The 23369-nt window shown below is 60.9% G+C and carries 24 protein-coding genes and 1 tRNA gene; 13 read left to right on the top strand and 12 right to left on the bottom strand.

Annotated features, from left to right (window positions below; genetic code table 11):
* Complete coding sequence (locus FHX03_RS23245) at positions 1-225, top strand: sulfurtransferase TusA family protein (protein WP_003589912.1); 225 nt, start codon at positions 1-3, stop codon at positions 223-225.
* Here FHX03_RS23245 and FHX03_RS23240 read toward each other — a convergent pair.
* Together FHX03_RS23240 and FHX03_RS23235 are read right to left on the bottom strand one after the other, a co-directional pair.
* On the bottom strand, positions 222-1388 hold the full coding sequence (locus FHX03_RS23240; protein WP_183855636.1) for a CobW family GTP-binding protein: 1167 nt from the start codon (positions 1386-1388) through the stop codon (positions 222-224). The genes FHX03_RS23245 and FHX03_RS23240 overlap by 4 nt on opposite strands.
* A gap of 24 nt (positions 1389-1412) precedes the next feature.
* Positions 1413-2546, bottom strand: coding sequence for a D-alanyl-D-alanine carboxypeptidase family protein (locus FHX03_RS23235; protein WP_183855634.1), 1134 nt, complete (start codon positions 2544-2546; stop codon positions 1413-1415).
* Positions 2547-2733: 187 nt separating this feature from the next.
* On the opposite strand from FHX03_RS23235, the gene FHX03_RS23230 reads away from it, so the two are divergent.
* The 7 genes from FHX03_RS23230 to FHX03_RS23200 all read left to right on the top strand — a co-directional run bounded on the left by FHX03_RS23230 (position 2734) and on the right by FHX03_RS23200 (position 7737).
* Positions 2734-3897, top strand: a complete 1164-nt coding sequence (locus FHX03_RS23230) for a M20 aminoacylase family protein (RefSeq protein ID WP_183855633.1) — start codon at positions 2734-2736, stop codon at positions 3895-3897.
* Between the two features lie 53 nt (positions 3898-3950).
* Positions 3951-4027 (top strand) — tRNA-Arg (locus FHX03_RS23225).
* Between the two features lie 1202 nt (positions 4028-5229).
* Positions 5230-5421, top strand: a complete 192-nt coding sequence (locus tag FHX03_RS23220) for a hypothetical protein (RefSeq protein WP_183855631.1) — start codon at positions 5230-5232, stop codon at positions 5419-5421.
* A 103-nt stretch (positions 5422-5524) separates the two neighbouring features.
* The gene (locus FHX03_RS23215; protein ID WP_183855629.1) at positions 5525-6118 is read left to right on the top strand and encodes a hypothetical protein; all 594 of its coding nucleotides are present in this window, start codon (positions 5525-5527) and stop codon (positions 6116-6118) included.
* 44 nt (positions 6119-6162) lie between these two features.
* Positions 6163-6522 carry a hypothetical protein gene (locus FHX03_RS23210; protein ID WP_183855627.1) on the top strand — a complete coding sequence of 120 codons (360 nt, stop codon included), beginning with the start codon at positions 6163-6165 and terminating at the stop codon, positions 6520-6522.
* Between the two features lie 452 nt (positions 6523-6974).
* Entirely contained in the window at positions 6975-7289 is a 315-nt protein-coding gene (locus tag FHX03_RS23205) for a hypothetical protein (RefSeq protein WP_183855625.1), read from the top strand.
* 256 nt (positions 7290-7545) lie between these two features.
* The gene (locus FHX03_RS23200) at positions 7546-7737 is read left to right on the top strand and encodes a hypothetical protein (RefSeq protein ID WP_183855623.1); all 192 of its coding nucleotides are present in this window, start codon (positions 7546-7548) and stop codon (positions 7735-7737) included.
* Positions 7738-7937: 200 nt separating this feature from the next.
* Here FHX03_RS23200 and FHX03_RS23195 read toward each other — a convergent pair whose 3' ends face one another.
* On the bottom strand, positions 7938-8456 hold the full coding sequence (locus FHX03_RS23195) for a DUF2937 family protein (protein WP_183855621.1): 519 nt from the start codon (positions 8454-8456) through the stop codon (positions 7938-7940).
* 163 nt (positions 8457-8619) lie between these two features.
* Here FHX03_RS23195 and FHX03_RS23190 point away from each other — a divergent pair, with 163 nt between their 5' ends.
* On the top strand, positions 8620-8883 hold the full coding sequence (locus FHX03_RS23190; RefSeq protein ID WP_064840928.1) for a hypothetical protein: 264 nt from the start codon (positions 8620-8622) through the stop codon (positions 8881-8883).
* Positions 8884-8988: 105 nt separating this feature from the next.
* A complete protein-coding gene (locus tag FHX03_RS23185) occupies positions 8989-9141 on the top strand; it encodes a hypothetical protein (RefSeq protein ID WP_165503973.1) in 153 nt (50 codons plus the stop codon).
* 33 nt (positions 9142-9174) lie between these two features.
* Here FHX03_RS23185 and FHX03_RS23180 read toward each other — a convergent pair whose 3' ends face one another.
* Both FHX03_RS23180 and FHX03_RS23175 read right to left on the bottom strand, forming a co-directional pair.
* Positions 9175-9465 (bottom strand): BON domain-containing protein, encoded by a 291-nt coding sequence (locus tag FHX03_RS23180; RefSeq protein WP_097629617.1) that lies wholly within the window; start codon positions 9463-9465, stop codon positions 9175-9177.
* A 76-nt stretch (positions 9466-9541) separates the two neighbouring features.
* Positions 9542-10192 (bottom strand): hypothetical protein, encoded by a 651-nt coding sequence (locus FHX03_RS23175; protein ID WP_183855619.1) that lies wholly within the window; start codon positions 10190-10192, stop codon positions 9542-9544.
* Between the two features lie 352 nt (positions 10193-10544).
* On the opposite strand from FHX03_RS23175, the gene dxr reads away from it, so the two are divergent.
* Positions 10545-11735 carry a 1-deoxy-D-xylulose-5-phosphate reductoisomerase gene (dxr, locus tag FHX03_RS23170; protein WP_183855665.1) on the top strand — a complete coding sequence of 397 codons (1191 nt, stop codon included), beginning with the start codon at positions 10545-10547 and terminating at the stop codon, positions 11733-11735.
* Between the two features lie 3 nt (positions 11736-11738).
* Here dxr and FHX03_RS23165 read toward each other — a convergent pair whose 3' ends face one another.
* From FHX03_RS23165 to hemA, 7 genes are all read right to left on the bottom strand, one after another.
* Positions 11739-12824, bottom strand: coding sequence for an ABC transporter ATP-binding protein (locus FHX03_RS23165; protein ID WP_183855617.1), 1086 nt, complete (start codon positions 12822-12824; stop codon positions 11739-11741).
* An 11-nt stretch (positions 12825-12835) separates the two neighbouring features.
* Positions 12836-14758, bottom strand: a complete 1923-nt coding sequence (locus FHX03_RS23160; protein ID WP_183855615.1) for a glycoside hydrolase family 127 protein — start codon at positions 14756-14758, stop codon at positions 12836-12838.
* Between the two features lie 19 nt (positions 14759-14777).
* Positions 14778-15641, bottom strand: a complete 864-nt coding sequence (locus FHX03_RS23155; RefSeq protein ID WP_183855613.1) for a carbohydrate ABC transporter permease — start codon at positions 15639-15641, stop codon at positions 14778-14780.
* Positions 15638-16555, bottom strand: a complete 918-nt coding sequence (locus FHX03_RS23150; protein ID WP_071093237.1) for a carbohydrate ABC transporter permease — start codon at positions 16553-16555, stop codon at positions 15638-15640. The genes FHX03_RS23155 and FHX03_RS23150 overlap by 4 nt, the downstream gene beginning before the upstream one ends.
* Positions 16556-16629: 74 nt before the next feature.
* Positions 16630-17868 (bottom strand): ABC transporter substrate-binding protein, encoded by a 1239-nt coding sequence (locus FHX03_RS23145; protein ID WP_097629612.1) that lies wholly within the window; start codon positions 17866-17868, stop codon positions 16630-16632.
* 47 nt (positions 17869-17915) lie between these two features.
* The gene (locus FHX03_RS23140) at positions 17916-18908 is read right to left on the bottom strand and encodes a LacI family DNA-binding transcriptional regulator (protein ID WP_097629611.1); all 993 of its coding nucleotides are present in this window, start codon (positions 18906-18908) and stop codon (positions 17916-17918) included.
* 322 nt (positions 18909-19230) lie between these two features.
* Positions 19231-20445 (bottom strand): 5-aminolevulinate synthase, encoded by a 1215-nt coding sequence (gene hemA / locus FHX03_RS23135; protein WP_183855663.1) that lies wholly within the window; start codon positions 20443-20445, stop codon positions 19231-19233.
* Between the two features lie 325 nt (positions 20446-20770).
* Here hemA and FHX03_RS23130 point away from each other — a divergent pair, with 325 nt between their 5' ends.
* Positions 20771-21028, top strand: a complete 258-nt coding sequence (locus tag FHX03_RS23130) for a YMGG-like glycine zipper-containing protein (protein ID WP_003582726.1) — start codon at positions 20771-20773, stop codon at positions 21026-21028.
* A 169-nt stretch (positions 21029-21197) separates the two neighbouring features.
* On the top strand, positions 21198-23126 hold the full coding sequence (locus FHX03_RS23125; RefSeq protein WP_183855611.1) for an autotransporter assembly complex protein TamA: 1929 nt from the start codon (positions 21198-21200) through the stop codon (positions 23124-23126).
* Positions 23127-23369: the final 243 nt, after the last annotated feature.

Raw genomic sequence — 23369 nt, 5'->3', positions numbered from 1 at the left:
TTGAACCCCGTTCTCTACGATCTCCGCGGCCTGAAATGCCCCTTCCCCGTGATCAAGACACGCAAGAAGCTTGCCGCCATGGCAAGCGGCACGCTCATCCGCGTCGACACCACCGATCCGCTGGCGGTGATCGACATGCCGCATTTCTGCAATGAGGACGGCCACGAGCTGGTCGAGACCGAAAAGACCGAAACCGGCCACCGCTTCCTGATCCGAAAGGGCTAGATTCGCATGCCGGGAATGGCGAGCGGATTGTCGGACAGCGCCGCCCGATCCGGCATGTCGATGCGCGGCTTGCCGAGGAAGGCGTCGAACAGATCCTTGACGAAGGCCTCGGGCAGATCCTTGGTGATCAGAACCATGCGCGTGCGCCGGTCGCCGGGATCCGGCCAGGCGGCAAGCCGCACCGGCGGATGGAAGATGCTCTGCACGCCGTGCAGCACCAATGGCCGTCCCGGCCGGTCGGAGACGGAAACGATCGCCTTCATTCTGAGCAGCTTCTCGCCATGGGCCGAGCGCAGCAGATCGATGAACATGTCGAGCGCCATCGGATCGATCGGCTTTTCCTCGATGATCGAGAAAGAGCGGATCGAAGCATCGTGACGGTTGACGTCATGCGGGTCCTGATGCGCGTGATCGCCATCATGATCATGATGGTGGTGGCCGTGATGATCCGCATGATGATGATCGTGAGCGTGATTGTGGTGCGCCTCGTGCGCATCCTCGTCCTGCAGCCAGCGGCCGACATCGGCGATCTTCGTCGCCGGATCGTAGAGCCCGTTGACGAGCACTGCGGCGCTGCCGGCCTCAGTGCTGTCGGCATCCATCATCGCGGCGCGCGGATTGAGCGCGCGCAGGCGCTGTTCCAGCTCGTCCGTTGCCTCAGCCATCGCCTTCTTCGAGACGATCAGCCGGTCGGCGACCGCCGCCTGCTTGCGTGCTTCCTCGTGATTGTCGAGCGTCTGCAGCCCGTTCACTGCATCCACCACGGTCACGACGCCGTCGAGTTCGAAATTTTGGGCGATGACCGGATTGCCCATGATCGCCTGCATGACCGGAGCGGGATCGGCAAGGCCCGTCGTCTCGATGACGACACGCTTCACCGGCTTGACCCGGCCCGTCTGCACGGCATCCATCAAGTTTGCCAGCGTGTCGACCAACTCGCCGCGCACGGTGCAGCAGAGGCAGCCGTCTGACAGTTCGATGATCGAATCGCCGGAGCTTTCGACCAGGAGATGATCGATCCCGACATCGCCGAATTCATTGATGATGACGGCCGCATCCTTCATCGCGGGATCTTTGAGGATGCGGTTGAGCAGCGTCGATTTGCCGGCACCGAGAAAGCCGGTCAGGATGGTGACCGGAATCCTGTCGTTGAGCGCGCTCATGTCGTTTGACCCTAGAAGCTGATCTTAGAAAGATGTCGGGCGCGGCATCGGCACCGGCACGTTGGCGATGCCGCCAGCCGTATCGCCGGTCGCAACCTTTTCCGGCTGTGCCGCCGGCTGCGGGTCCTGACCGGGAATGAGGCCGGCAAAGACGAAGCGCGGATCGTGGTCCATTTCCAGGATATAGGGTGACTGCACCCGCATGCGGCCGACCTCGTCGCGCGTTTCGCTGCGTATCTTGGCGCCCTTGGCGCTGCAGATATCGGCGGAGATATCGGTCACCTGGTCCTGTCCCTGCCCGTAGGGCCGCAGCGAACCGAGCGTTTCATTGCCGGGAAACTGCGCGGTGAAGCCCTTCTGCAGAAGGTTCGCCGTCGCATCGGCGCGCGCCGCCAGGCTGTCGGTGCCGAGCACGACCGAGACGATGGTGCGGCCGTTGCGGGTCGCCGAACCGATCTGGTTGAAGCCTGAGGCGCAGATGAAGCCGGTCTTCATGCCGTCGGCGCCGGCGAAGCGGCCGATCAGCATGTTGAGGCTCGGCACGTTCTGCTGGCCGTTGGTGAAACCTTCCAGCGCAAAATAAGAGGCATATTGCGGAAAATCGCGGCGCAGCGCCACGGTCAGCACCGCAAGATCGCGCGCCGTCGTATATTGCCCCTTACCCGGCAGGCCGTTCGGATTGACGAAATGCGAATCCGTCATGCCGAGCTTCAGCGCCTCGCCGTTCATCCGCGTCACGAAGCCTTCCTGCGTGCCGCCGATGGCTTCGGCGACCGCAACGGCGATGTCGTTGGCCGATTTCACCATCAGGATCTTCAGCGCGCTGTCGAGCGTCAGCTTCTGGCCCGGCTTGAAATACATCTTGGCGGCCGGTTGCGCGGCGGCGCGCTTGCTCATGACGACAGGCGTATCGAGGCTGATCTGCCCGGCCCGGATCGCATCGAACACGGTATAGACGGTCATCAGCTTGGTGAGCGAGGCCGGATACCATTTGCGGAAAGCTTCTTCATGCTCGAGCACGCGGCCGGTCTGCACATCGACGAGAATATGCGGATTGGCCGCAGCGAGCGGAACGGAGGCAAGAAAACCAGCCGTCGCGGCGACCGCGAAACTCAGCGGCCGCAAGGCGGCAAACAAACGGAAGTGGCTCGTCGACACGCTTTGTCCTTCGGATATCAGGAAAATCTCGAAACCTTCCCCTATTTAGCCTATATGGCTATGACATGGCAAAGGTCATTGACTAAGTAATTTCCACAGGCTCACGCCTCAGCCGCCTCACGCCCCCCGCCTCACGTCCTTGTGATGCGATGAACGATTGCCGGGATTTCATAACAGGAACGCCAACATGCCGATTTTGAACAGAGCCGCCGAATTGCAGGACGAGGTCGCCGAATGGCGCCGTCATATTCACGCCCGGCCCGAGCTGCTCTTCGCGGTTGAGAATACGGCCGCCTTCGTCGCTGAAAAGCTCAAGGAATTCGGCGTCGACGAGATTGTCACCGGCATCGGCCGCACCGGCGTCGTCGGCCTGATCAAGGGCAAGGGCGAGGGCCGGCGCACCGTTGGCCTGCGCGCCGACATGGACGCCCTGCCGCTGACCGAAATATCAGGCAAGCCCTGGGCCTCGAAGACGCCGGGCAAGATGCATGCCTGCGGCCATGACGGCCACACCGCCATGCTGCTCGGCGCTGCGAAATACCTGGCCGAAACCCGCAATTTCAACGGCAACATCGCCGTCATCTTCCAGCCCGCCGAAGAAGGCGGCGGCGGCGGCAATTTGATGGTCAAGGACGGCATGATGGAGCGCTTCGGCATCGAAGAGGTCTACGGCATGCACAATCTGCCGGGCCTGCCGGTGGGACAGTTCGCCACCCGCAAGGGCGCGATCATGGCGGCGACCGACGAATTCACCGTCACCATCAAGGGCCGCGGCGGCCACGCCGCCCAGCCGCACCGGACGATCGACCCGATCGCCATCGGCGCCCAGATCGTCGCCAACCTGCAGATGATCGCCTCGCGCACCGCCGATCCGATCAGCTCGGTCGTCGTCTCGGTGACCAAGTTCAATGCCGGTTTCGCCCATAACGTCATTCCGAACGACGCGACCTTCGCCGGCACGGTGCGCACCCTCGACCCCGAGGTGCGCACGCTGGCCGAGACGCGGTTCCGCCAGATCGTCGAGGGCATCTCCGCCGCCCATGGCGCCGAGGCCGAGATCGGCTTCAACCGCAATTACCCGGTCACCATCAACCATCCAGATGAAACCGAGCATGCGGTCGCCACCGCCAGCGCCATTGCCGGTGAGGGCAATGTCAATGCCGAGATCGACCCGATGATGGGTGGCGAGGATTTCTCCTACATGCTGAACGCCCGCCCCGGCGCCTTCATCTTCATCGGCAACGGCGACAGCGCCGGCCTGCACAACCCGGCCTACGACTTCAACGACGACGCCATCGCCCACGGCATCTCCTACTGGGTCCGCCTCGCCGAAGAACGCTTGGGCGCCTGACAACAATTAAGGCTTGGCTTCGCGCCAAGCCTTTTGTATGCATGGCTTCAAGTGGTCCCGTAGCTCAGCAGGATAGAGCACCAGATTCCTAATCTGGGGGTCACGCGTTCGAATCGCGTCGGGATCACCATTTAGAGCTTGTCTGCGCTGTTTCCGTGTTGCGGACGTGTTGCATTCAGCTTCTTTGATTTCCAACCATTTCAACCCGGTATCCGCTAATCCATGCAACATGGGCGCGACATAGAGTGAGTCGAGCAGCTTTTCATCAAGCCGAGATCGAGCGAATTTTGCGGGCTGCGCGTAAAACGAACTGCACCGTGCAAATCGACTTGAAAACAATCGTCGTAACGATCACCCCGCAGGCCGCCACCTCGCGAGATCCCGCGCCGGGAATTTATGCTCCCGATGGAAAAGAAATTTGGGATGACTGAGGAAAAGACCTCCAGGCAAAAGCGCGCCGAGATCCTGCCGTACAATCTTCCGCCTCGCGGGCTGGATCGCCTGCGGGCATCAGCCTAAATCGGCGTGTCCGCCAGCCTCTTTGACAGCATTGTGAAAGATGGCCGGATGCCTAAGCCAAAGAGGATCAATGTCCGCACTATCTGGGATCGTCACGCGGTCGATCGCGCGTTCGACAAGCTGCCTGGCGGCTCGGACGATGATGGTGACGAGTGGGAAACGCCCGTTTGAGATAAGACGACAAAATAGAGTCGCCAAGTTGGCGACTCTATTTTCCAGCAAAACGACAACTTGTCGCTTTGTGCGTGTCGCCAAGTCGGCGAAACGGGGATTTCAGCAAAGGGCACCTTGTCGCTTGCTTTAGGCTTCGCCAGTTGGCGCAGCCTTATCGAACGCCACGCGATTCGCACACCATCGCGCATTTTTCGAATCGTTTCGACACTAAAGACCGTTCGCAAACGTCAAGTCGAAGCTGGAAACATACAGAAAAGCTGATCAGCAGCGCGAAGCTCACAGGAAAAATATAGTATTAACAAGCTGTTACCAGATTCACTGTAACAGACTGATTCAAAATGGAATTCTCGTGCAGGATATCCATAAAAAACAGCTGGTTAGCGCAATTTGAAACTCAATTTGTTCCGGGTTGCGTTTCCGTATCCATTGACGTTTTTGGAAGTTTACATTCTTATTTTCGTCGTGCCTGTTGCCGCAGGCCGATAAGAGAAAGGCCGGGGTTGCCGCCCCGGCCTCGTATTGAATGCACCGAATGCCTCGATCGGCAAAACGGATCACCCCTTAACAACCCCAAGGATACTTGGGGAGGCTGGTCTGTCAAGACGATCGAGGTTCCCTAACCAACAAGGAACCTCAAAAATGAAACATTCAAACTACCGTCTCACCCTCGACGATGCCGTGCAGGTCTGGCTCCACAGCTGGAACGGCGAGTATCAGCACGAGATCGCCTTCCGCTTCGGCGTCAACCAAGGACGCGTCAATGAAGTGCTGAAGGGCAAGCGCCACGCCGGCAGCGAGCAGCTCGCTCGGGAAACGCGCGATCTGCACTGAGTGTGAAAACTGAGATGCGGGCGAGGTCCCAGGCCTCGCCCAATTTCCATGGGGTGCGCTCTTTTTACGATCGTAAAATTTGGCTTGTTTTTACGATTGTAAAATGAGAGGCTTCGAGTCGCTGGCAGCAAAACAAGTAAGACCAGCATCAACGAAAGGCACCATCATCATGATTAACTTCAAAGAGGTGAAAGGCCGTCAGTCCGTGAAGCTGACGACCGGAGGATGTCACCTTGATCAACCAGGGATGACTACTGAAACCAGGCATGCGCTCGAAGTGAATGTTGAGCGCTCTATGAACGCAATGCTCAATCTGTTGACGCCCGCGATCCACAGCGACGAGCACGATATTGCGATGATACAGCTCGGCGCATCTGCGGCCGTTTTCGTCGAGCCGCTTACCAAACACGAGGTGCAGACCCTAGCCTGCGCTTTGTACATGGAGAATGAGAGCCAGACGCTCTCGTACTACGATGTGCTGCGATTGACCGAAAAATTTTCGGGCAAGGCTATGAATATCACCATGGTCTATAAGACTATCGAACGTCTGATCGATCGTGGGTTCCTCGTTCAGATCGACGACGAGACCGAGCGCAGCCGGCGATACCAAATTCACGGGCAAGGTCGAGAGGCATTCAGGATGGCCGTCCTGAACTCGCAGTTCCTTGCCACTACGCCCAGTCCGGCCGCCGCCTGAAGCGGCGTTCAGACACTTCGCATCCATCAAACCGGAGATGAGAAATGATGGCCCTGAACATCATAGCAACCCGGCGGAGTTCGCCGGCAATAGGAAAGGACCCCCCTTTGTCTAACGTACCGAAAGACCTTCGCGCACTTATCCGGATGGCGATCCCCGATCCCCAGAAGGCCCTGGATTTCCATGTCGCCCTTGATCGTCACCTCGGCGATTTGGTGAGGCAGGGCAAGATCCCGGAGTGCGAGGAGCACATCGCTGAGACGCGTTCGCATCTAGCCGAGATGGTCGCCGAGCAGCAAAAGCAAAAAAGCCGGGCGCGATTTTCGGTGGTGGCCACCTATATCGCCCCGGCTTTTGTTACGATTGTGGCACGTATCATCACTGATCACCTGCCGTTCGGATAAGATTTCGACCTCAGATCCGAACCAGGCGGCGGCTTTCGAGCCGTCGCTTTTTTTACGCCATTCTCGTAAACATAATCCTAAGATTAAGTTCCCGACAGACGTACCACGTCCACCTTATCTCAAACATGTGCGTCAAATTCAAGACATTCAATAGGCGTAGCCTGCGGAAAGTCGCACCGGCCCTTAGGCGGCGGCGGGGGCTTCTGACATCAGCATATCAAAGGCGAGGTTATCGCCCAGGCTGATACCGGCGCCAATCAAGCCCGTTGCGACCATGCCTGCACTCGTGCCGGCAAGAGCCCGGGGATCAGCATCGCGGGGTTCCCTACGATTCCCGATGATTCCCTGAGTTGCCCGCGAATCCGTGCGACACGCCACGCGACATGTTGCGACTCACTCTACGCTCTGGCAGCTTGCGACTCCGACGCGCACCACTTGGGGGAGACAACGCTATGTCGATTGATGGATACCATCGAGAAAAATTCGCTTCCGCCGTCAGCAATCTTGTCGGACTTGGAGAAATACGTGATCGTGTCGAGAGAGCCTTCGTTTCCCTCATAACCGTCAACCCGGAAAAGATGACCGGCGAGGCAGGACGAAAATACCAAGCTCTCCACGCAAAGGTGACATCCCAGGAGGAAGTAACCGAAGGAGAAGGGAAAATCCGTTCGACCCTACGCCAGATGAGTGACGAAGACGTGAGCGATGTCGCTGAAGAACTCCTTGAGATACACAACCAACTGCTTCGGGACTTCTCAGCTGAATAGCTCCTATGAGGAATCGGAATGGCGGACGCCGTGCATGAAACCATCTGGGAGCAGAAACGGAGTTGGAAATTCGTCAGAGAGAAGGCTCCTAGCGACTGGCCGGACGGAGTGAAGCCCATATCCATGCAGGGCATTAGCCTGCTCGGCATTGACGCGGACAACAATCTCTATTGGGACGGTCGACGACTGCAGCACATCACGAGGCTTGGCAGGACGCGTCCCAATTCTCGTCTGTCACTTCAGCATCCGCCAGACGATGGAAATCCTTGATGCCCGCTACATGCTCTCGGATCGTTTCGAGCAGCGCATCTTCCTGACGTATCTAAAGCAGGCCGGCCTATCTGACGGACGCTGGGATGGGCCGTTTAGCATTCAGCATTTTGGTTTCTATCACGATACGATCACGGGCTCGCTGGCGCACGGGGTCCTTCGAGACGGCCGGCAGTAACGAGAATAACCGTTATCGCTACCTAAGGCATGACCCTCATGGCCATCCGCTGACAGCCAAAAGCGCCGTCCGCTCCAGGAAAGCTAGGGACTGTTCCTTGTCAAGGCGAAATCCAAAATTTGACAGCTTGTACCGTTGAGGATCGCCGGCCGTGGAATGCCCTCTCCGGCTACCTACTCTGCAATCGTCAACGCTCCGGCTTACGGCACCTGACGATAGGCTCGTCGCCTGCCGACAACGCGCCGCGTTCCCAATCCCAGCAACGTAGCCACGACCCAGCCACCGACAAACCCAATCACACCCCAGACAAGACCCGCAAAACTGACGGGCACACCCGGCACAAAATCGCGCCAGGTATTGGCGAACACGACATCATCCGGCTCCCCCATCAACACGAATGGCTTGGTGACCGGGGCGGCGGTGGCGAGTTTCAGCTGCTGCGACTGCAGCGTTTCATAGCGCGTGATCGTGCTTTGCATGGAGACGCCGCGGTCGCGCAGGAAATCGTCGGAGGATTGCGCATAGGTGTTCAGCGCCTGCTGGCGATCGAGGTGGTGGTCGGCTGCCTGCCTGTTGAAATCCTCGACAATGACCCGCAATTCGTCGATCGCGCCGCCGATCCGCTGGCGGTATTGCTGGGCAAATTCCGGCGCCTGTGAAAAGACCGTGCCGCCAGCGAGCCCGGCGACGATGGCGATGATCCTTGCAATCGGTCCCATTCTCGATGCCTCCGGCGCTCTCTAGCAGTAACGATCCGCGGCCGCAAAGGTTGCGGATGACACAATCGGTAACGCTATGTGATTGAACCGACAGCGCTTCCGGCGAGTTGCTCCCCTGACCAATGAGTTGCTCCTACGAGCAACTGAGAAAGAGAGGCTTGTCATGAAACAGATTATCCTTGCCTGCACACTCGCTGCCGCATCCATCTTTTCCGCAATGCCGTCGCAGGCGGCCAGTGTGACGATCACCACGGGTGATGAGCGCCCCTACTACCGTGATTCGGAACGTCCCTATTACCGCCATCACAGCCCCTATTACCGCCACGACATGCGTCGGCGTTACGTTTCCCGCGACTGCTTTACCAAGACGGAAAAAATCCGCCGCCATGGCCATACGGTCATCAAGGAAACCAGGGTCTGCCGATAGGCGATCCACGCACGAAGCCCGGCTGATCGGCCGGGCTTTTCATCCGATTTCGTCACGCGGAACTTCGCCATATCGGCCGCGTTATTCGCGAAAGGAGTAAGCGTCATGCGTATCAAGATGACTCTTCTGGCAATCGCTTATGTCGCCGTCAGCGCCGTGCTGCTTGCCATCGCCTATCAGCCGCACGGGCCGGTGGCCCTGCAGAAGACGGATCGCATGGCCGGTTCGTCCTTCCTCGTCGAGCGCTTCGCCGGTTGATCGGCTGAGCGCTGAGTGAGAGACGACGACGCATCAATGCCGCTCATTGATCGGAGGCCCGCCGAGCAGGATCCGGTTCTGCACCGCATGCACGCCTTCGACGGCCCTGGCAACCGCGGTCGCCCGTTCGATCTCGCCGACGGTGCCGACCGTACCGGTCAGCACGATGTGCTCGTTTTCCATCGTCACTTCGACATCTGATGCATCGATGCCGCCGGCAATCGCCAGCGCGTTGGCGACGGCGGCTTCGACCGATGCGCGATTGGCAATTTCCGCTTCCATCTCGGGCTCGAGCCCGTGGAATGTCTGCTCCTTGAAAACCATGATCCGTTTCTCCTCAATATCCGAGCGTCAAACCTGCGGAGGAAACGCCCGTCGGCCGGTTTTGGTTGCAGGGCGGCTACCAGTTGAGGCGATAGCGCAGATTGACGCTGCCGGCCTCATCTGCCGAAAACGGATTGCTGACCGATGCATCGAGATTGAGGTTGGGCAGGATTGCCTGGTTGACGGCAACCGAACTCGAAAAATCGCCGCTGGCATTGCTGATGCCGGCGCCTGCCGAAAGGGAAGTGCCTGTCCAGGGATGGATCAGCTTCAGCGCCTGCGACGCCGTCACCGAGGCCTGTTTGATATCGACCGCGTCGTATTGGACGCTGATGGACCGGCTCGACTGCATATCGAGCGAATCCGACAGGATCCAGCTGCGGGAGCGGCTGAGCGTCAGCGCGCCGCTGCCGCGCAGCGTATCGACACTGATCCTTGCGCCCCGCTGCGATTGGCCTGATGGCGTGACGTTTGTCCTGACGATCCTGCCCCAGAGCATTGCCTGCTCGGAATCGGGCAGCGGCGCCCCGCCTTTGGTCGAGGCGAGCGCGATATCGGCGCCGGCGCTGGTTTCCCATTCCGCCGGCAGGCGGAAACCCATCGTCGCCTTGTAGGACCGGTCGGAGAGTTTGGCCGGCGCCCAGATCAGCAGGTCATCGGCCCTCGCCACCGAGGCGAGCGAGAAGAGGATGGCGAAGAGAAGGCAGGCTGTTTTGAATATCGTCATGAAATCCAACATTTCCACGGACACAGGGCTGCAGCGCACATGAATGCGCCCGCAGCGACGCGATGAGGGATTGCGGCCAAGCCGCCCATCCCGGTTCATCCTCGATTTGTTTGCCGGAAAGCTAACGGCACTTCAGTGCCCGTTTCCGAAGGACGCCGCGGCGTCCTGAATTGCCATGCGACCGTGAACGGCGCGACGAATTTCGAATCCGCCAGCAACGGTGCAAGGATCACATCCAACCGTCGCACTGTAAACCCCTTCAAGGTCGAAATCTGCTGCACCGCACACTTGCCGCCCCCTGCAAAGCCTAGTAGAGCCTGAGCCTACGAGAGAAATTTTCGCGAAATTGCAGATAATGACCGGCAAAACCGCGCCGCGGCGCCTCAGCATCTTCGGCTCGACCGGCTCGATCGGCCAGAACACCCTCAATGTCGTCGATCATCTGGGCGGACGGGAGAATTTCGAAATCTCCGTGCTGACCGGCAACGGCAATGTCGAATTGCTGGCCCGGCAGGCGAAAGCCTCAGGCGCTGGGATGGCGGTGACGGCAAGCGACCGGCATTACGAAGCGCTGAAAAGCGCGCTTTCCGGCAGCGGCATCGAAGTCGCATCCGGAAAATCCGGCCTGATGGAAGCGGCCGACCGCGAGGCCGACTGGGTGATGGCGGCAATCGTCGGCACCGCCGGCCTGGCGCCGACGCTGGCCGCAGCAAAGCGCGGCGCCGATATCGCCCTTGCCAACAAGGAATGCCTGGTCTCGGCCGGCGATCTGTTCATCGGCGCCATCCGCAAGGGCGGCGGCAGGCTGCTTCCCGTCGACAGCGAGCACAATGCGATTTTCCAGGTGCTTGAGGAAAACCAGCGCCATGCCATCGAACGGGTCGTGCTGACGGCTTCGGGCGGCCCCTTCCGCACCGCCTCGCTGAAGGAGATGGCCGGTGTGACGGCGGAAACCGCACGCGCCCACCCGAACTGGTCGATGGGCCTGAAGATCTCGATCGACAGCGCCTCGATGTTCAACAAGGCGCTTGAAATGATCGAAGCCCGCCATCTGTTCGGCCTGACGCCCGAACAGATCGAGGTCATCATCCATCCGCAATCGATCATCCATTCGATGGTCGGCTATACCGACGGTTCGGTGCTGGCCCAGCTCGGCGCCCCCGATATGCGCACCGCCATCGGTTATGCGCTGTCTTTTCCGCTCCGGCCGAACCTGCCGATCGAGCGGCTGGATTTCGCCAAACTCGCCCGGCTGGATTTCGAGGCGCCGGACGAGCTGCGGTTTCCAGCCTTGCGGCTGGCGCGCCTGGCGATGACGCGCGGCGGTGTGCAGGGCGCGGTGCTGAACGGCGCCAAGGAAGTGGCGCTCGAAGCCTTCATCGAAGGGCGGCTGCCCTTCCTCGCCATGGCCGAGATCACCGAGAGGGTCATGGACGATCTGGCCGGCCTGCCGCCAGCCGCCGAGATGGACGATGTCTTCGCCGCCGACCGGCAGGCCCGGCAGAGGGCTGCAGACCTTATGAAACTGGAGATCGCCGGCTGAAAGTTACCGCAGCCGGTTGCCTGCCTCGTCGAACAAGCGGCAATCCGACGGTTCGAACAGCAGGCCGACCTGCTCGCCTGCCGCGATGCTGATCGGTGAGCGGTGCTCGACGGTCAGCGACTGGCCGTCGGCAAGCTGGCAGTAGAGATATTGCGTTCCCCCGAGATATTCCGAGAAATCGACGGTGGCCGTCAGCTTGCCCGACCGATCGGGCGCCACCTTCAAATGCTCCGGCCGCAGACCGAGCGTCACCGCGCCTCCGGCCGGCCGGCCCGTGCCGACCAAGGCGGTTTCGATGCGGGAGCCGGCGACTTCGACCAGTCCCGCCTCGCCCCAGCGGGCAATCAAGAGGTTCATCCTCGGCGAGCCGATAAAGCCCGCCACGAAGGTATTGGCGGGGTCTTCGTAGATCTGCCTTGGCGTTCCGGCCTGCTCGACACGGCCGTCGCGCAGCACGACGATCTTGTCGGCGAGCGTCATCGCCTCGGTCTGGTCGTGGGTGACGTAGATCATCGTGTTGCCGAGTTCGCGGTGCAGGCGGGCGATCTCGATGCGCATCGACACCCTGAGTTCCGCATCGAGATTGGACAGCGGCTCGTCGAACAGGAAGACATCGGGCTTGCGCACGATCGCCCGGCCGATCGCCACACGCTGGCGCTGGCCGCCCGAAAGCTGCCCCGGCCGCCGGTCGAGAAGATGATCGATCTTCAGGATGGCGGAGGCGGCCTTCACCCGCGTCTCGATCTCGGCGGCATGGGTGCGCGCCATCTTCAGCCCGAAGGCCAGATTGTCACGCACGCTCATATGCGGATAGAGCGCATAGGACTGGAAGACCATGGCGATGCCGCGCTCGGAGGGATCGAGATCGGTGACCATGCGTCCCTTAATCTCGACCTCGCCGTCGGTCACATCCTCGAGGCCGGCGATCATGCGAAGCAGCGTCGACTTTCCGCAGCCGGACGGGCCGACGAAGACGACGAATTCACCCTCTTCGATCGTCAGGTCGATCCCGTGGACCACCTGCAGATTGCCATAGCTTTTGCGCACGTCCTGGAGCACGACGCTCTTGTTAGCCATACCGTTCGTCATCCCCAAACGACCTACTTGTCCGACTGGACCCAGACGAGCATCTCTCCGGGCGCGCGGTTGTCCCAGAGATGATAGGGCACGAAACGCGCGGTGGCGACCTGCCTTTCGGCCGGCGCATTGCGGTAGAGCGGTGTTCCCCAGTTCGACGTCTCCTCGCGCTCGACCTTGAGATCGAGGGCGACGGCATCGTTGAGATCCTTCAGCACGACGGTTTCGGCGGCCGGAAGTTTACGGGGCAGGACGATGGCGTTGAGATCCTCGCCATTGTCGGTCGTCTCGACGCAATAGACCAGCGGGCCGCGCATCAGTGCGACACGGCCGGCATCCTGGCGCACCTTCGGATTGGCATATTGCGGGCGCAGCGAAAGCGGCAGGGAAAGGGCGACACGATCGCCGTCGGCCCATTGGCGATCGATCCTGGCATATCCGTCGCGGATATTGGCAGCGAGATCGAGCATTTCCCCATTGACGCTGAGGGTGGCGCCCTCGGCCCAATCGGGAATGCGCAGCGACAGCGCGAATTTGGCCGGCGTCTTGAGCCTGGTGGTAAAGGCGACCGCGCCATCCCACGGGTAGTTGGTGGTCTGCTCGAGTTCGACTTCGGCGCCGTTGGCGAGCTTCAGCCGGGCGGTGCTTTCGCCGTAGAGATGCACGGCGATCTCATCGTCGGCAACGGCATACATATAGGAGCCGATCGAGGTCACCAGCCGGGCGATGTTGGGCGGACAGCAGGGGCAATGATGCCATTTCCAGCGATGATGCTTGCCCGCACTTTCGAGCGGATTGTCGTAGAAGAAGGTCTTGCCGTCGGTGGAAAGGCCGGGCAGCGCGCCGTTATAAAGCGCCTGCTCCATGATGTCGGCATAACGCCGGTCCGGGCCGCGCCCGAGCATGCGGCTTGCCCAGAAGACCAGGCCGACCGACGCGCAGGTCTCGGCGTAGGCCGTGGCATTGGGCAGGTCGTAATAATCGGTGAAGCCCTCGTTGGAGGCGGCCGGGCCGATGCCGCCGGTGATGTACATCTGCTTGGTGGTCAGATCGTCCCATAGCGTTTCCAGCGCCGCCGTCAGGCTGTCGTCCTTATATTCGGTAGCGATATCGGCCATGCCGGAATAGAGATACATGGCGCGCACGGCATGGCCGACGACCTTGGTCTGCTCGCGCACCGGCTGGTGGGCCTGGCCATACTCATAGGTCTTCTGATGGAAGTCAGCGGCGCTCCGGCCGTCGCGAGCGGCTTCCGCCGTGAAGAAGTGCGGCTCGGTGCCGCGCTCGTCGATGAAGAATTTCGACAGTTCGAGATATTTCTTTTCGCCGGTGACGCGGGCGAGCTTGACCAGCGCCAGCTCGACCTCCTCATGACCGCAATAGCCCGGAAGCTGGCCCTCGCCATGGCCGAACATGGTGATCATGTAATCGGCAAAGCGGCACATGATATCGAGCAACTTGCGCTTGCCGGTCGCCTGGTAATAGGCGACGGCGGCTTCCATCAGATGGCCGGCGCAATAGAGCTCGTGATGGTCGCGCAGGTTGGTCCAGCGGCGGGCGGGCTCGACGCGCTGGAACCAGGCGTTGAGATAGCCGTCCTTATCCTGCAGTCTCTCATACATGTCGATGATTTCATCGGCGCGCGCCTCCAGCTTCGGGTTCGGCCGGCGATAGAGCGAATAGGCGATGGTCTCGATCGATTTGCCGAGATCGGAATCCCAGAACATCTGCGTCGTCCCGCCCCATGGCTGAATGGGAATGACGACGCCGGGGCTCGGCTGGGAAACATCGATCGCCTTCAGCATGCCGGCCTCGACGCAGCGGTCGAGCAGGGTCTCGGCGGTGGAATTGCAGACGGCGTCCTGCCATTTGCCCCAGAAGCCGCCGAGCTCCACATCGGGAACGGCGACGGGACGAAACTGGCGGTCGTTGCTTGATTTGGTCATGGGTTCGACTTCCCTGTGGTTATTTCACCGCGCCGGCCATCAGCCCGCGCATGTAGTAGCGTTGCAGGAGCAGGAAGACGATCAGGCAAGGGATCGTCATGACGACAACACCGGCCTGCACCGCTCCCCAGTTGATGGCGCCGAGCCGACCGGCGCGAACCGCCGTCATCAGCACCGGCAGAGTGTATTTCTCATTGCTGGAGAGCAGTACCAGGGCGGCGAGAAACTCGTTCCAGGCATTGAGGAAGGCAAAGATCGCGACCGTCGCCACGCCCGGCAGCACCAGCGGCAGCAGAACGCGGGCGAGAAGCCTGAGATCGCGGGCGCCGTCGATGCGAGCGGCCTCCTCGATTTCCTTCGGCACCGCATCGAAGGCGTTGCGCATCATGAAGACGGAGAAGGGCAGCTGCAGCGTCACATAGACGAGCGTCAGCCCGATGAGCGAATTGTTGAGGCCGAGCTTTGCCAGGATGATGAAGAGCGGCGTCAGGATCGACTGGAACGGGATCATCAGCGTGGCGATAATCAGCACGAAGAGCGCATTCTTCATCGGGAAGCGATAGCGCGAGAAGCCGTAGCCGGCGAGCAGGCTGACGCCGACGGTCAGCACCACGGTGGCGACCGAGACGAACAGCGAATTGATCATGTGCCGCCAGATGCCGGCGCCGAACGTATCGAGCAGCGCATAGGCATCGAAGCTGACGCCCGATGTCGGCCATGGCGGCAGCGGCGGCAGGCTGGCTTCGGTCCCCTGGCGGAAGGAGGCGAGCAGCGTGATTGCAAACGGCGCCAGGAAGAAGATCGAGATGGCGATGCCGGTGAGATGACAGGCCGATTTCACGCGGAAGGCCTTGCGGGCACGGCGTTCCCTCGAGGTGCTCATGGACGCTCCTCCCCGACCCGCAGCAGCCAGAGCTGCACGATGCTGATCGCCACCAGGATGGCGAGCAGCACGATCGACAGTGCCGCGCCATAACCGAGATTAAACGACACGAAGGACTGGTTGAAGATGTAGTAGACCACCGAGATCATCTTGTTCTGCGGCCCGCCCGAGGTCATGATGTAGAACTGGTCGAAGGCAAGGATCGAGCCGGTGACGGAGACGATCAGTGCCAGCGCGATCGTCTTGCGCATCAGCGGCAGCGTCAGATGCCGGAAACGCTGCCAGCGGCCGGCGCCATCGATGCGGGCCGCCTCCGTCAGTTCGGAGGGAATGGCCTGCAGGCCGGTGAGAAGAATGATCATGGTGAAACCGGCGATCTTCCAGACGACCATCACCACAACAGTCAGGAAGGCGGTGTCGAAAGTCGCCAGCAGATTGGGGCTCTTTTCGACAAGACCGAGCGCCTTCAGGGCCGGGCCGATGAAGCCGCTATCGACATTGGCAAGCCAGACCCAGAGCAGCGAGGCGGTGGCGAGGCCGACGACGACGGGCAGAAAGATGACGGTGCGATAGGCGCTGACGAACTGCCGTTCCTTCTCGACGAAGATGGCGAGCGGAAAGGCGACGGCGAAGATCGCGATGGTGACGATCACCGTGTAATAGGCGGTGAAATTCAGCGCCGTCACGAAGCGCGTGTCGTTGACCATGCGGTAATAATTGTTGAAGCCGATCCAGCGCGACGCCCCCATCAGCGGCCAGTTGTGCAGGCTCATCCATCCGGTGAACAGAACCGGCATGATGAAGAAGACGATGACCAGCGCCATGGCCGGCGCGATATAGGCAAGGCCGCGCCAGTTCGATTGGCGCCGTCGCCTGCGCCGAGGCAATAGGGTCTCTGAGCCGGAACCGGTCATCGAAACGCTCCGCATCTGTCGGTTGGGATTGGCCGGGAAGCTGCCACCGCTCCCCGGCCGCGGCCGGGGGAGAGTTACTGGCCGCTATCGATGATCGATTGCATTTCCGACTGGGCGCTCGAAAACGCGCCGTCGACATCGTCGCCGAAGATCGCAGCGTTGGTGAAGCTTGCCCACGGGCCGTTGGCGCTGTTGATCAGGTCGTTGAACTGCAGCGTATAGGGCGTCTTGGCGACACTGATCGCCTTGAGGCCGACCTGCATGCGCGGATCGAGACCTTCGAGCACCTTGTCGGCAATATCGCCGCGCGTCGGCAGGCTGCCGTATTTCGCCATGATCTTCTGGCCGTCTTCCGAATAGACATATTCGAGGAAGCCCTTCACCGCGTCGATCTTCTTCGTGCCCTTGGTGATGACAAAATTATCGCCGCCGGCAAAGGACGACGGCTTGCCGTCGACGCCCGGAATGAGGGTCACGCCGAAATTGATGTCGGGATGCTCGGTCACCAGCGTGCCGATGGCAAAGGCGCCGAGGCTCTGCTGGCCGATCTTGCCATTGGTGAAGGTCAGGAAGTTGGCGCCGGTATCGCTGGCCGCACCCGCCGGCACCAGGTCCTTCTTGACCATGTTGCGGTAGATGTCGACGGCCTTGCGCATCTCAGGCGTATCGAGCGTCGCCTTTTTGCTGTCGGCCGACAGGATATCGGCGCCGGCACCCCAGGTGAGCGGCGTGAAGGTGAAGATCATGCAGCCGCCACAGCCGCCGCCGGAGAAATAAAAGCCGTAGGTATCGTCACCCAGCGCCCGGATCTTCTCGGCATTGGCAGTAATTTCGTCCCAATTCGCCGGTGCCTTTTCCGGGTCGAGCCCGGCCTTCTTGTAGAGATCCTTGTTCCAGGCGAAGACCGATGTCTCCACCGACAGCGGCAGGCCGTAAATCTTGTCCTGATAGGTGCCGAGACGGACATGCGAAGGCGACAGCGAGTTGAAATAGGGCAGCGATTTCGCCCAGTCCGTCAGATCCTCAAGCTGGCCGGCCGCGGCAAAGGCGGGGTTATAGATCAGATCCATCGACAAGGCGTCGGGCGCCTGTCCGCCGGCGATCGCCGTTGCATATTTCTGCACCAGCTCGGAGAACGGCACCTCGGTCATCACGACCTTGTTCTCATGGCCGGCATTATAGGCTTCGACGACCTTCTTGAAGGCGTCGCCGATGCCCGAGCGAACCCACATTTCGACATTTTCAGCCGCCGACGCAGCCGAAAACAGGCATAAGGTAGCGATGCTGGTGGCCGCCAAAAGACGCTTGATCATGACACTCCTCCCGATATGGCGCATCTCCCTGCGCCTTTGCTCATTCCCTAGATCTCATTCCCTTGATCATCCGAGGTTCTGCCCCCGCATGACTGCCGGACGATCAGCCGGCACGGCAATTTCCTCACTCCCGGCTCGACGGGCCGTCCTTCCGCAAGCGCCAGCACCGTCAATCCGGCCTGCCGCCCGAGCTCCTTCAACTCCATATCCACCGTCGTCAGCGGCGGCCGCGTCTGGGCCGCGACAATCTCCCAATTATCGAAGCCAATCAGCGAGACATCCTGCGGCACCTTGACGCCGCGCTCGCGCAAGGCATCCGCGGCACCGCGGGCGATCTGGTCGTTGCCGCAGAACAGCGCGTCGGGCTTTTCTCCCGGCCTCTTCCAAAGCTTCTCGACCGCCTCATGGCCCCAGCTTTCCGACCAGACGCCGTAAAGCACCGGCTCGCGATGACCTGCCACCTCGTGATAGGCGCCGGCGCGTTCCCGCACCGAGAAGAAATCCTCCGGCCCGGTGATATGGGCAATCCGCCGCCGTCCGATCTTGGCGAGCCACTCCACCGCCAGCCTCGCACCCTGCTCGTCGTCCGAACGGAAGGTAACGCTGTTCTGCGTCCCCTCGGTGAAGGCGTAGACGACAGGCACATGCAAATTCGACAGATCGACGGGCAGGCGCCGGTCCAGCCGCTTTCCCGTGGCGATGATGCCGTCGACCTGCTTGTCGAGCATCGCATCGACATGGATCTGGGCGAGCGCCGGATCGTCTTCGATGGCGCAGAGGAAGACCGAAACCCCATGGTCGACCAGCGCGTCCGAGATACCCGCCATCACCGGCAGGGTGAAACGGCCGTAAGTGTCGTTGGTCAAGAGCCCGATGGTGAAGCTGCGCTTGCTGAGAAGACCTCTCGCCAGCGCATTCGGCCGATATCCGATTTCGCCGGCGATGCGCTTCACCCGCTCGCGCGTTTCCGCGCCCATCCGGCCGGTGTCGTTGAGCGCCTTCGACGCGGTCGATATGCTCACCGCGGCAGCCGCCGCCACCTCATGGATGGTGATCCTGCCTCTTTTTCCTCCCGATATGTTCAGACTGTCCTCCTTCTGAAGTGGCTTGAGAAAAGCTTTTACCAACCGCTGTGTCAAGTGAGAAAAGGTTTTCTCATGTAGTTCAGGCGTTGTCAGCGGGAGGACGGTCGGCGGCAAGGCGTAAATGCAGCGGAAGGAGCCACGCGCATCGGCGGCATCGAGGCGGCGCCGAGCGGATGATCGGAGTCAGGGCAAAGAAGATTGGCCGGCGGCAGAGGCGCACGGCTGATCACCGCCAGGACCTCCGATGGAGGTCCTGAATGGCGCGGTCATCGAAAAATCAGGCGACGTGCCTGGCCAGCGCGCAGCGCGACCAGAGCGAATGGAGCGCCTCGACCAGATGGGCGATATCGGCATCGGAATGCAGCGGCGTCGGCGTGATGCGCAGCCGCTCGGTCTTCTTCGGCACGGTGGGATAGTTGATCGGCTGGACATAGACGCCGCAATTGTCGAGCAGCAGATCGGAGATCCACTTGCATTTGGCGGCATCGCCGACCAGCACCGGCACGATATGGCTTGGATTGGGCACATGCGGAATGCCGCTCTGATCGAGCAGCATCCGGAGCTTGCGCACCCGGTCCTGATGGCGGGCGCGCTCGAACTGGCTGACCTTCAGGTGCTGGATCGAGGCGACGGCGCCGGCGGCAAGCGCCGGCGGCAGCGCCGTGGTGAAGATGAAGCCGGAGGCGAAGGAACGGATGAAATCGCAAAGCGCTGCCGAAGCGGCGATATAGCCGCCCATCACCCCGAAGGCCTTGCCGAGCGTGCCTTCGATGACGGTCAGCCGGTCCATCAGCCCTTCGCGCTCGGCAATGCCGCCGCCGCGCGGGCCGTACATGCCCACCGCATGCACTTCGTCGAGATAGGTCATCGCGCCGTATTTGTCGGCGAGGTCGCAGATTTCCTTGATCGGGGCGATATCGCCGTCCATCGAATAGACGCTCTCGAAGGCGATCAGCTTCGGCGCCTTCGGATCGGCGGCTTTGAGCTTGGCTTCGAGATCGGCGACGTCATTGTGCTTCCAGATCACCTTGTCGCACTTGGCATGACGGATGCCTTCGATCATCGAGGCATGGTTCAGCGCGTCGGAGAAGATGACCAGGCCTGGGATCCTGGCGCCGAGCGTGCCGAGGGCTGCCCAGTTGGAGACATAGCCCGAGGTGAAGATCAGCGCTGATTCCTTGGCGTGCAGATCGGCAAGCTCACGCTCGAGCATGACGTGGTAGTGGTTGGTGCCAGAAATATTCCGGGTGCCTCCCGCACCCGCGCCACAGTGGTCGATGGCGTTTTTCATCGCCTCGATCACCTTCGGGTTCTGGCCCATGCCGAGATAGTCGTTGGAGCACCAGACCGTGACTTCCTTTTCGCCATCGGCGGTATGGCGCGTTGCGCGCGGAAAATTGCCGCGGTGACGCTCGAGATCGGCAAAAACGCGGTAACGGCCCTCGGCATGAAGCCCGTCCAACTCGTTTTTGAAAAACGCTTCGAAATCCATCATCTGCTCCAGTATCGCGCGGCCGTTCTTGCCGACCGGACGTCCGCGCGTCAATACTTACCCTTTGCTTTAACATCAACTGCGGCAAAAGGCCCAGTTTTTTGAATGATTCCAGATAAAAAATCCGCACGCCGCGATCAATGAAATTGATGCCGCGAAACGCAGCCTGGTTTGCGATCCCTGCATAGGACGACGACAGCCGACTAGCAAAAAAATCAACGCAACGGTGGACAACCCTTTCTTCCGACATAGTTTTCGCTCTAGTCTGACGAAAAATAAAAAGGGACGGCCTTCGCCCGCTGGGCAACAACCTCGGAGAGAAAAGATGAAAAAAGCTGTCATACTCGCATTGATCGGCCTGTCGATCGCAAGCTGTACGCCGACTCAACAGGGCGCCGGCATCGGCGCTGCATCAGGTGCGGTCATCGGCGGCGCAGTCACCGGCAACGTCCGCGGCGCAGCCGTTGGCGCCGCGATCGGCGGTGTGTCCGGCGCCCTCATCGGCAGCGTCGCCGAACAGCCCGGCCAGTGCTACTATCGCGACCGCTACGGCCGCCGCTATATCGATACCTGCCCGCGATGATACCGCTGGCAAACCGGTACACTCAGGAAATCCCGGACACACCTCCGGGATTTTTTGTGCTAAATTAGCGCGCTGGCAATTTAAAATGGTACACCCCGCGCGATTTTGCCGCTAAGCTGTTCACGGCTGGGCAACGAAGCTTCATTGAAGACCTAACCAAAAGCAGCGTATGCGGACTAGAGGGACAGGCCCGAAAACAGGTACTGCGTATCGGCGAACAGGCACCATGATGGTGGTCGCAGCAGCAGCTGCGTTCTCACCGGTCCTGATCGGCGACGCTTACGCCTTCAAGCTTTTCGGCATCACCATTTTCGGCAAGGACGATGACGAAGCTCAGCAGGTGCCCGATCCGGTGCGCTATAACGTCGATCTCAAAGCCGACACTGCCGATCCCGACCTGAAAGAAGCGCTGCAAAACAGCTCCCGCCTCCTCAGTGACCAGAAGCTGCCGGTTTCCGGCGATCTCGGCGTCGTCGTCAAGGCGCGCGACGACCGTGAGCGGTTGATCGCAGCTCTCTATGAAAAGGCCCGTTACGGCGGCGTGGTGACGATCACCATCGACGGCAAGAATATCGACGACCTGCCGCCCAATCCGACATTCGATCGGTCCGGGCCGGTCCCGGTCACCGTCGACATAACGCCCGGCCCGATCTTCAAGGTCAGGGAAGTCCAGTTCGGCGGCGATGCCGCAAACCACAATCCCGCCGATTACGATCTGGCGCCGGGCGCCCAGGCCGGCTCGCTTGCCATCATCAAGGCCGGCGACAAGATCGTCGAGCAGTTGAAGAGCGAGGGACGGCCCTTCGCCAAGCTGACCGAACGCAAGGTCGTCGCCGACCATAGGAGCGACACCGTCGATATCGTCCTTGCGGCCGAAGGCGGCCCGGTCGCCCCGATCGGCGATGTCGGCGTCACCGGCGAAAAAACCGTCAAGCCGGGGTTCATCCAGCGTTATTCCCGGCTCGACAAGGGCGAAGCCTATTCCCCGGAGGCGCTGAAAAAGGCCGGCGAGCGGCTTCGCGCCCTCGGCGTCTTCTCAAGCGTCACCATCCACGAAGGCGATGCGCTGGCGCCGGACGGTACGCTGCCGATGACGATCGAGGTTTCCGAAGGCAAGCAGCGCTATTTTGGCGTCGGCGCCCAATATTCCACCACCGACGGCTTCGGCGTCCAAGGCTATTGGGGCCACCGCAACCTGTTCGGCGAAGCCGAAACGCTGCGCATCGAGGGATCGGTGTCGCGGCTCGGTGAAACCACCGATGTCGGCAGCCTCGACTATTCCGCCGGTATTTTGTTTACCAAGCCCGGCGCCTTCTTCCCCGCCGCCACGCTGAAGGCCGGCATCGTCGCCAAGACCGAAAATCCGGATGCCTATAATGCGACGCTCGTCACCGCCTCGCTCGGCCTCTCCTACGAGCTGACCGACCGGGACACCGTCTCGGCAAGCGGCGAGGTCAGCTGGGAGCGCGACGACGATGCCTTCGGCACCAACGACTATCTAACCTTCACCCTGCCGCTGCAATATGACCGCGATGCCCGCGACGACAAGTTCAACCCGACGGAAGGCTATCGCGCGACATTTTCGGCAAAGCCCGGTTACGAGATCTTCAACGCCACGCCCTATGCGGCATTCCAGGGCTCGATCTCCGGCTATCTGCCCTTCGGCGCCGAGGATGGCGTGGTGCTGGCCGGCAAGGTCGCCGCCGGCGTCTTGATTGGCGGCGGCGGCATCGAGAATATTCCCGCCACGCAGCGCTTCTTTGCCGGCGGCGGCGGCTCCGTGCGCGGATACAGCTACCAGGAAATCTCGCCCTATAACGACAATGGCGACCCCACCGGCGGCCGCTCCTATGTCACCGGTTCGCTGGAAGCCCGCATCGCGATCACCGATACGATCGGCATCGTGCCCTTCATCGATGTCGGCACCGTATCGGACAGCACCTTTCCTGGTTTTTCCGATATCCGCGCCGGCGCCGGCGCCGGAATACGATATGCCACACCTTTCGGCCCGCTGCGGCTTGATTTTGCCATGCCGCTGAACAAGTACGAAGGTGGCACAGATTATGGAATCTACGCCGGCATCGGCCAATCCTTCTAGAAGGGCCGATATCGATTTGTGAACCATCGTGAAAACGGGGTAGTGTCCGCGCCAATGCAAATGCTGGCAAAAATCGTCAACTGGTTCCTGCGGCTCACCGCCTACGGCGTGGGCGCCATCTTGATTCTTGCCGTCCTGGCACTGGCGATCTTCGGCTTCACCGCCTTTGGCGCCCGCATCGTTACCGAAAAGATCGCCTCGACGCTGTCCAACCGCGACATGACGATTACGGTGCGTGAGCCG

The sequence above is a fragment of the Rhizobium sp. BK456 genome, assembly GCF_014194045.1.
GTDB classification, from domain to species: Bacteria; Pseudomonadota; Alphaproteobacteria; order Rhizobiales; family Rhizobiaceae; genus Rhizobium; species Rhizobium redzepovicii.
The sequence above is the reverse complement of the archived record's forward strand: the minus strand, read 5'-3'. Positions and strand labels throughout refer to the sequence as shown.

Excerpts from the sequence above, each read along its gene's own strand:
- FHX03_RS23130 (WP_003582726.1), top strand. The coding sequence starts at position 20,771 with ATGAAAAAAGCTGTCATACTCGCATTGATCGGCCTGTCGATCGCAAGC.
- FHX03_RS23145 (WP_097629612.1), bottom strand. The coding sequence starts at position 17,868 with ATGATCAAGCGTCTTTTGGCGGCCACCAGCATCGCTACCTTATGCCTG.
- FHX03_RS23155 (WP_183855613.1), bottom strand. The coding sequence starts at position 15,641 with ATGAGCACCTCGAGGGAACGCCGTGCCCGCAAGGCCTTCCGCGTGAAA.
- FHX03_RS23230 (WP_183855633.1), top strand. The coding sequence starts at position 2,734 with ATGCCGATTTTGAACAGAGCCGCCGAATTGCAGGACGAGGTCGCCGAA.
- FHX03_RS23160 (WP_183855615.1), bottom strand. The coding sequence starts at position 14,758 with ATGACCAAATCAAGCAACGACCGCCAGTTTCGTCCCGTCGCCGTTCCC.
- FHX03_RS23215 (WP_183855629.1), top strand. The coding sequence starts at position 5,525 with ATGAGAGGCTTCGAGTCGCTGGCAGCAAAACAAGTAAGACCAGCATCA.
- FHX03_RS23205 (WP_183855625.1), top strand. The coding sequence starts at position 6,975 with ATGTCGATTGATGGATACCATCGAGAAAAATTCGCTTCCGCCGTCAGC.
- hemA (WP_183855663.1), bottom strand. The coding sequence starts at position 20,445 with ATGGATTTCGAAGCGTTTTTCAAAAACGAGTTGGACGGGCTTCATGCC.
- FHX03_RS23180 (WP_097629617.1), bottom strand. The coding sequence starts at position 9,465 with ATGGTTTTCAAGGAGCAGACATTCCACGGGCTCGAGCCCGAGATGGAA.
- FHX03_RS23195 (WP_183855621.1), bottom strand. The coding sequence starts at position 8,456 with ATGGGACCGATTGCAAGGATCATCGCCATCGTCGCCGGGCTCGCTGGC.
- FHX03_RS23200 (WP_183855623.1), top strand. The coding sequence starts at position 7,546 with ATGGAAATCCTTGATGCCCGCTACATGCTCTCGGATCGTTTCGAGCAG.
- FHX03_RS23165 (WP_183855617.1), bottom strand. The coding sequence starts at position 12,824 with ATGACGAACGGTATGGCTAACAAGAGCGTCGTGCTCCAGGACGTGCGC.
- FHX03_RS23220 (WP_183855631.1), top strand. The coding sequence starts at position 5,230 with ATGAAACATTCAAACTACCGTCTCACCCTCGACGATGCCGTGCAGGTC.
- FHX03_RS23175 (WP_183855619.1), bottom strand. The coding sequence starts at position 10,192 with ATGACGATATTCAAAACAGCCTGCCTTCTCTTCGCCATCCTCTTCTCG.
- FHX03_RS23125 (WP_183855611.1), top strand. The coding sequence starts at position 21,198 with ATGCGGACTAGAGGGACAGGCCCGAAAACAGGTACTGCGTATCGGCGA.
- FHX03_RS23190 (WP_064840928.1), top strand. The coding sequence starts at position 8,620 with ATGAAACAGATTATCCTTGCCTGCACACTCGCTGCCGCATCCATCTTT.
- FHX03_RS23240 (WP_183855636.1), bottom strand. The coding sequence starts at position 1,388 with ATGAGCGCGCTCAACGACAGGATTCCGGTCACCATCCTGACCGGCTTT.
- FHX03_RS23210 (WP_183855627.1), top strand. The coding sequence starts at position 6,163 with ATGATGGCCCTGAACATCATAGCAACCCGGCGGAGTTCGCCGGCAATA.
- FHX03_RS23185 (WP_165503973.1), top strand. The coding sequence starts at position 8,989 with ATGCGTATCAAGATGACTCTTCTGGCAATCGCTTATGTCGCCGTCAGC.
- FHX03_RS23150 (WP_071093237.1), bottom strand. The coding sequence starts at position 16,555 with ATGACCGGTTCCGGCTCAGAGACCCTATTGCCTCGGCGCAGGCGACGG.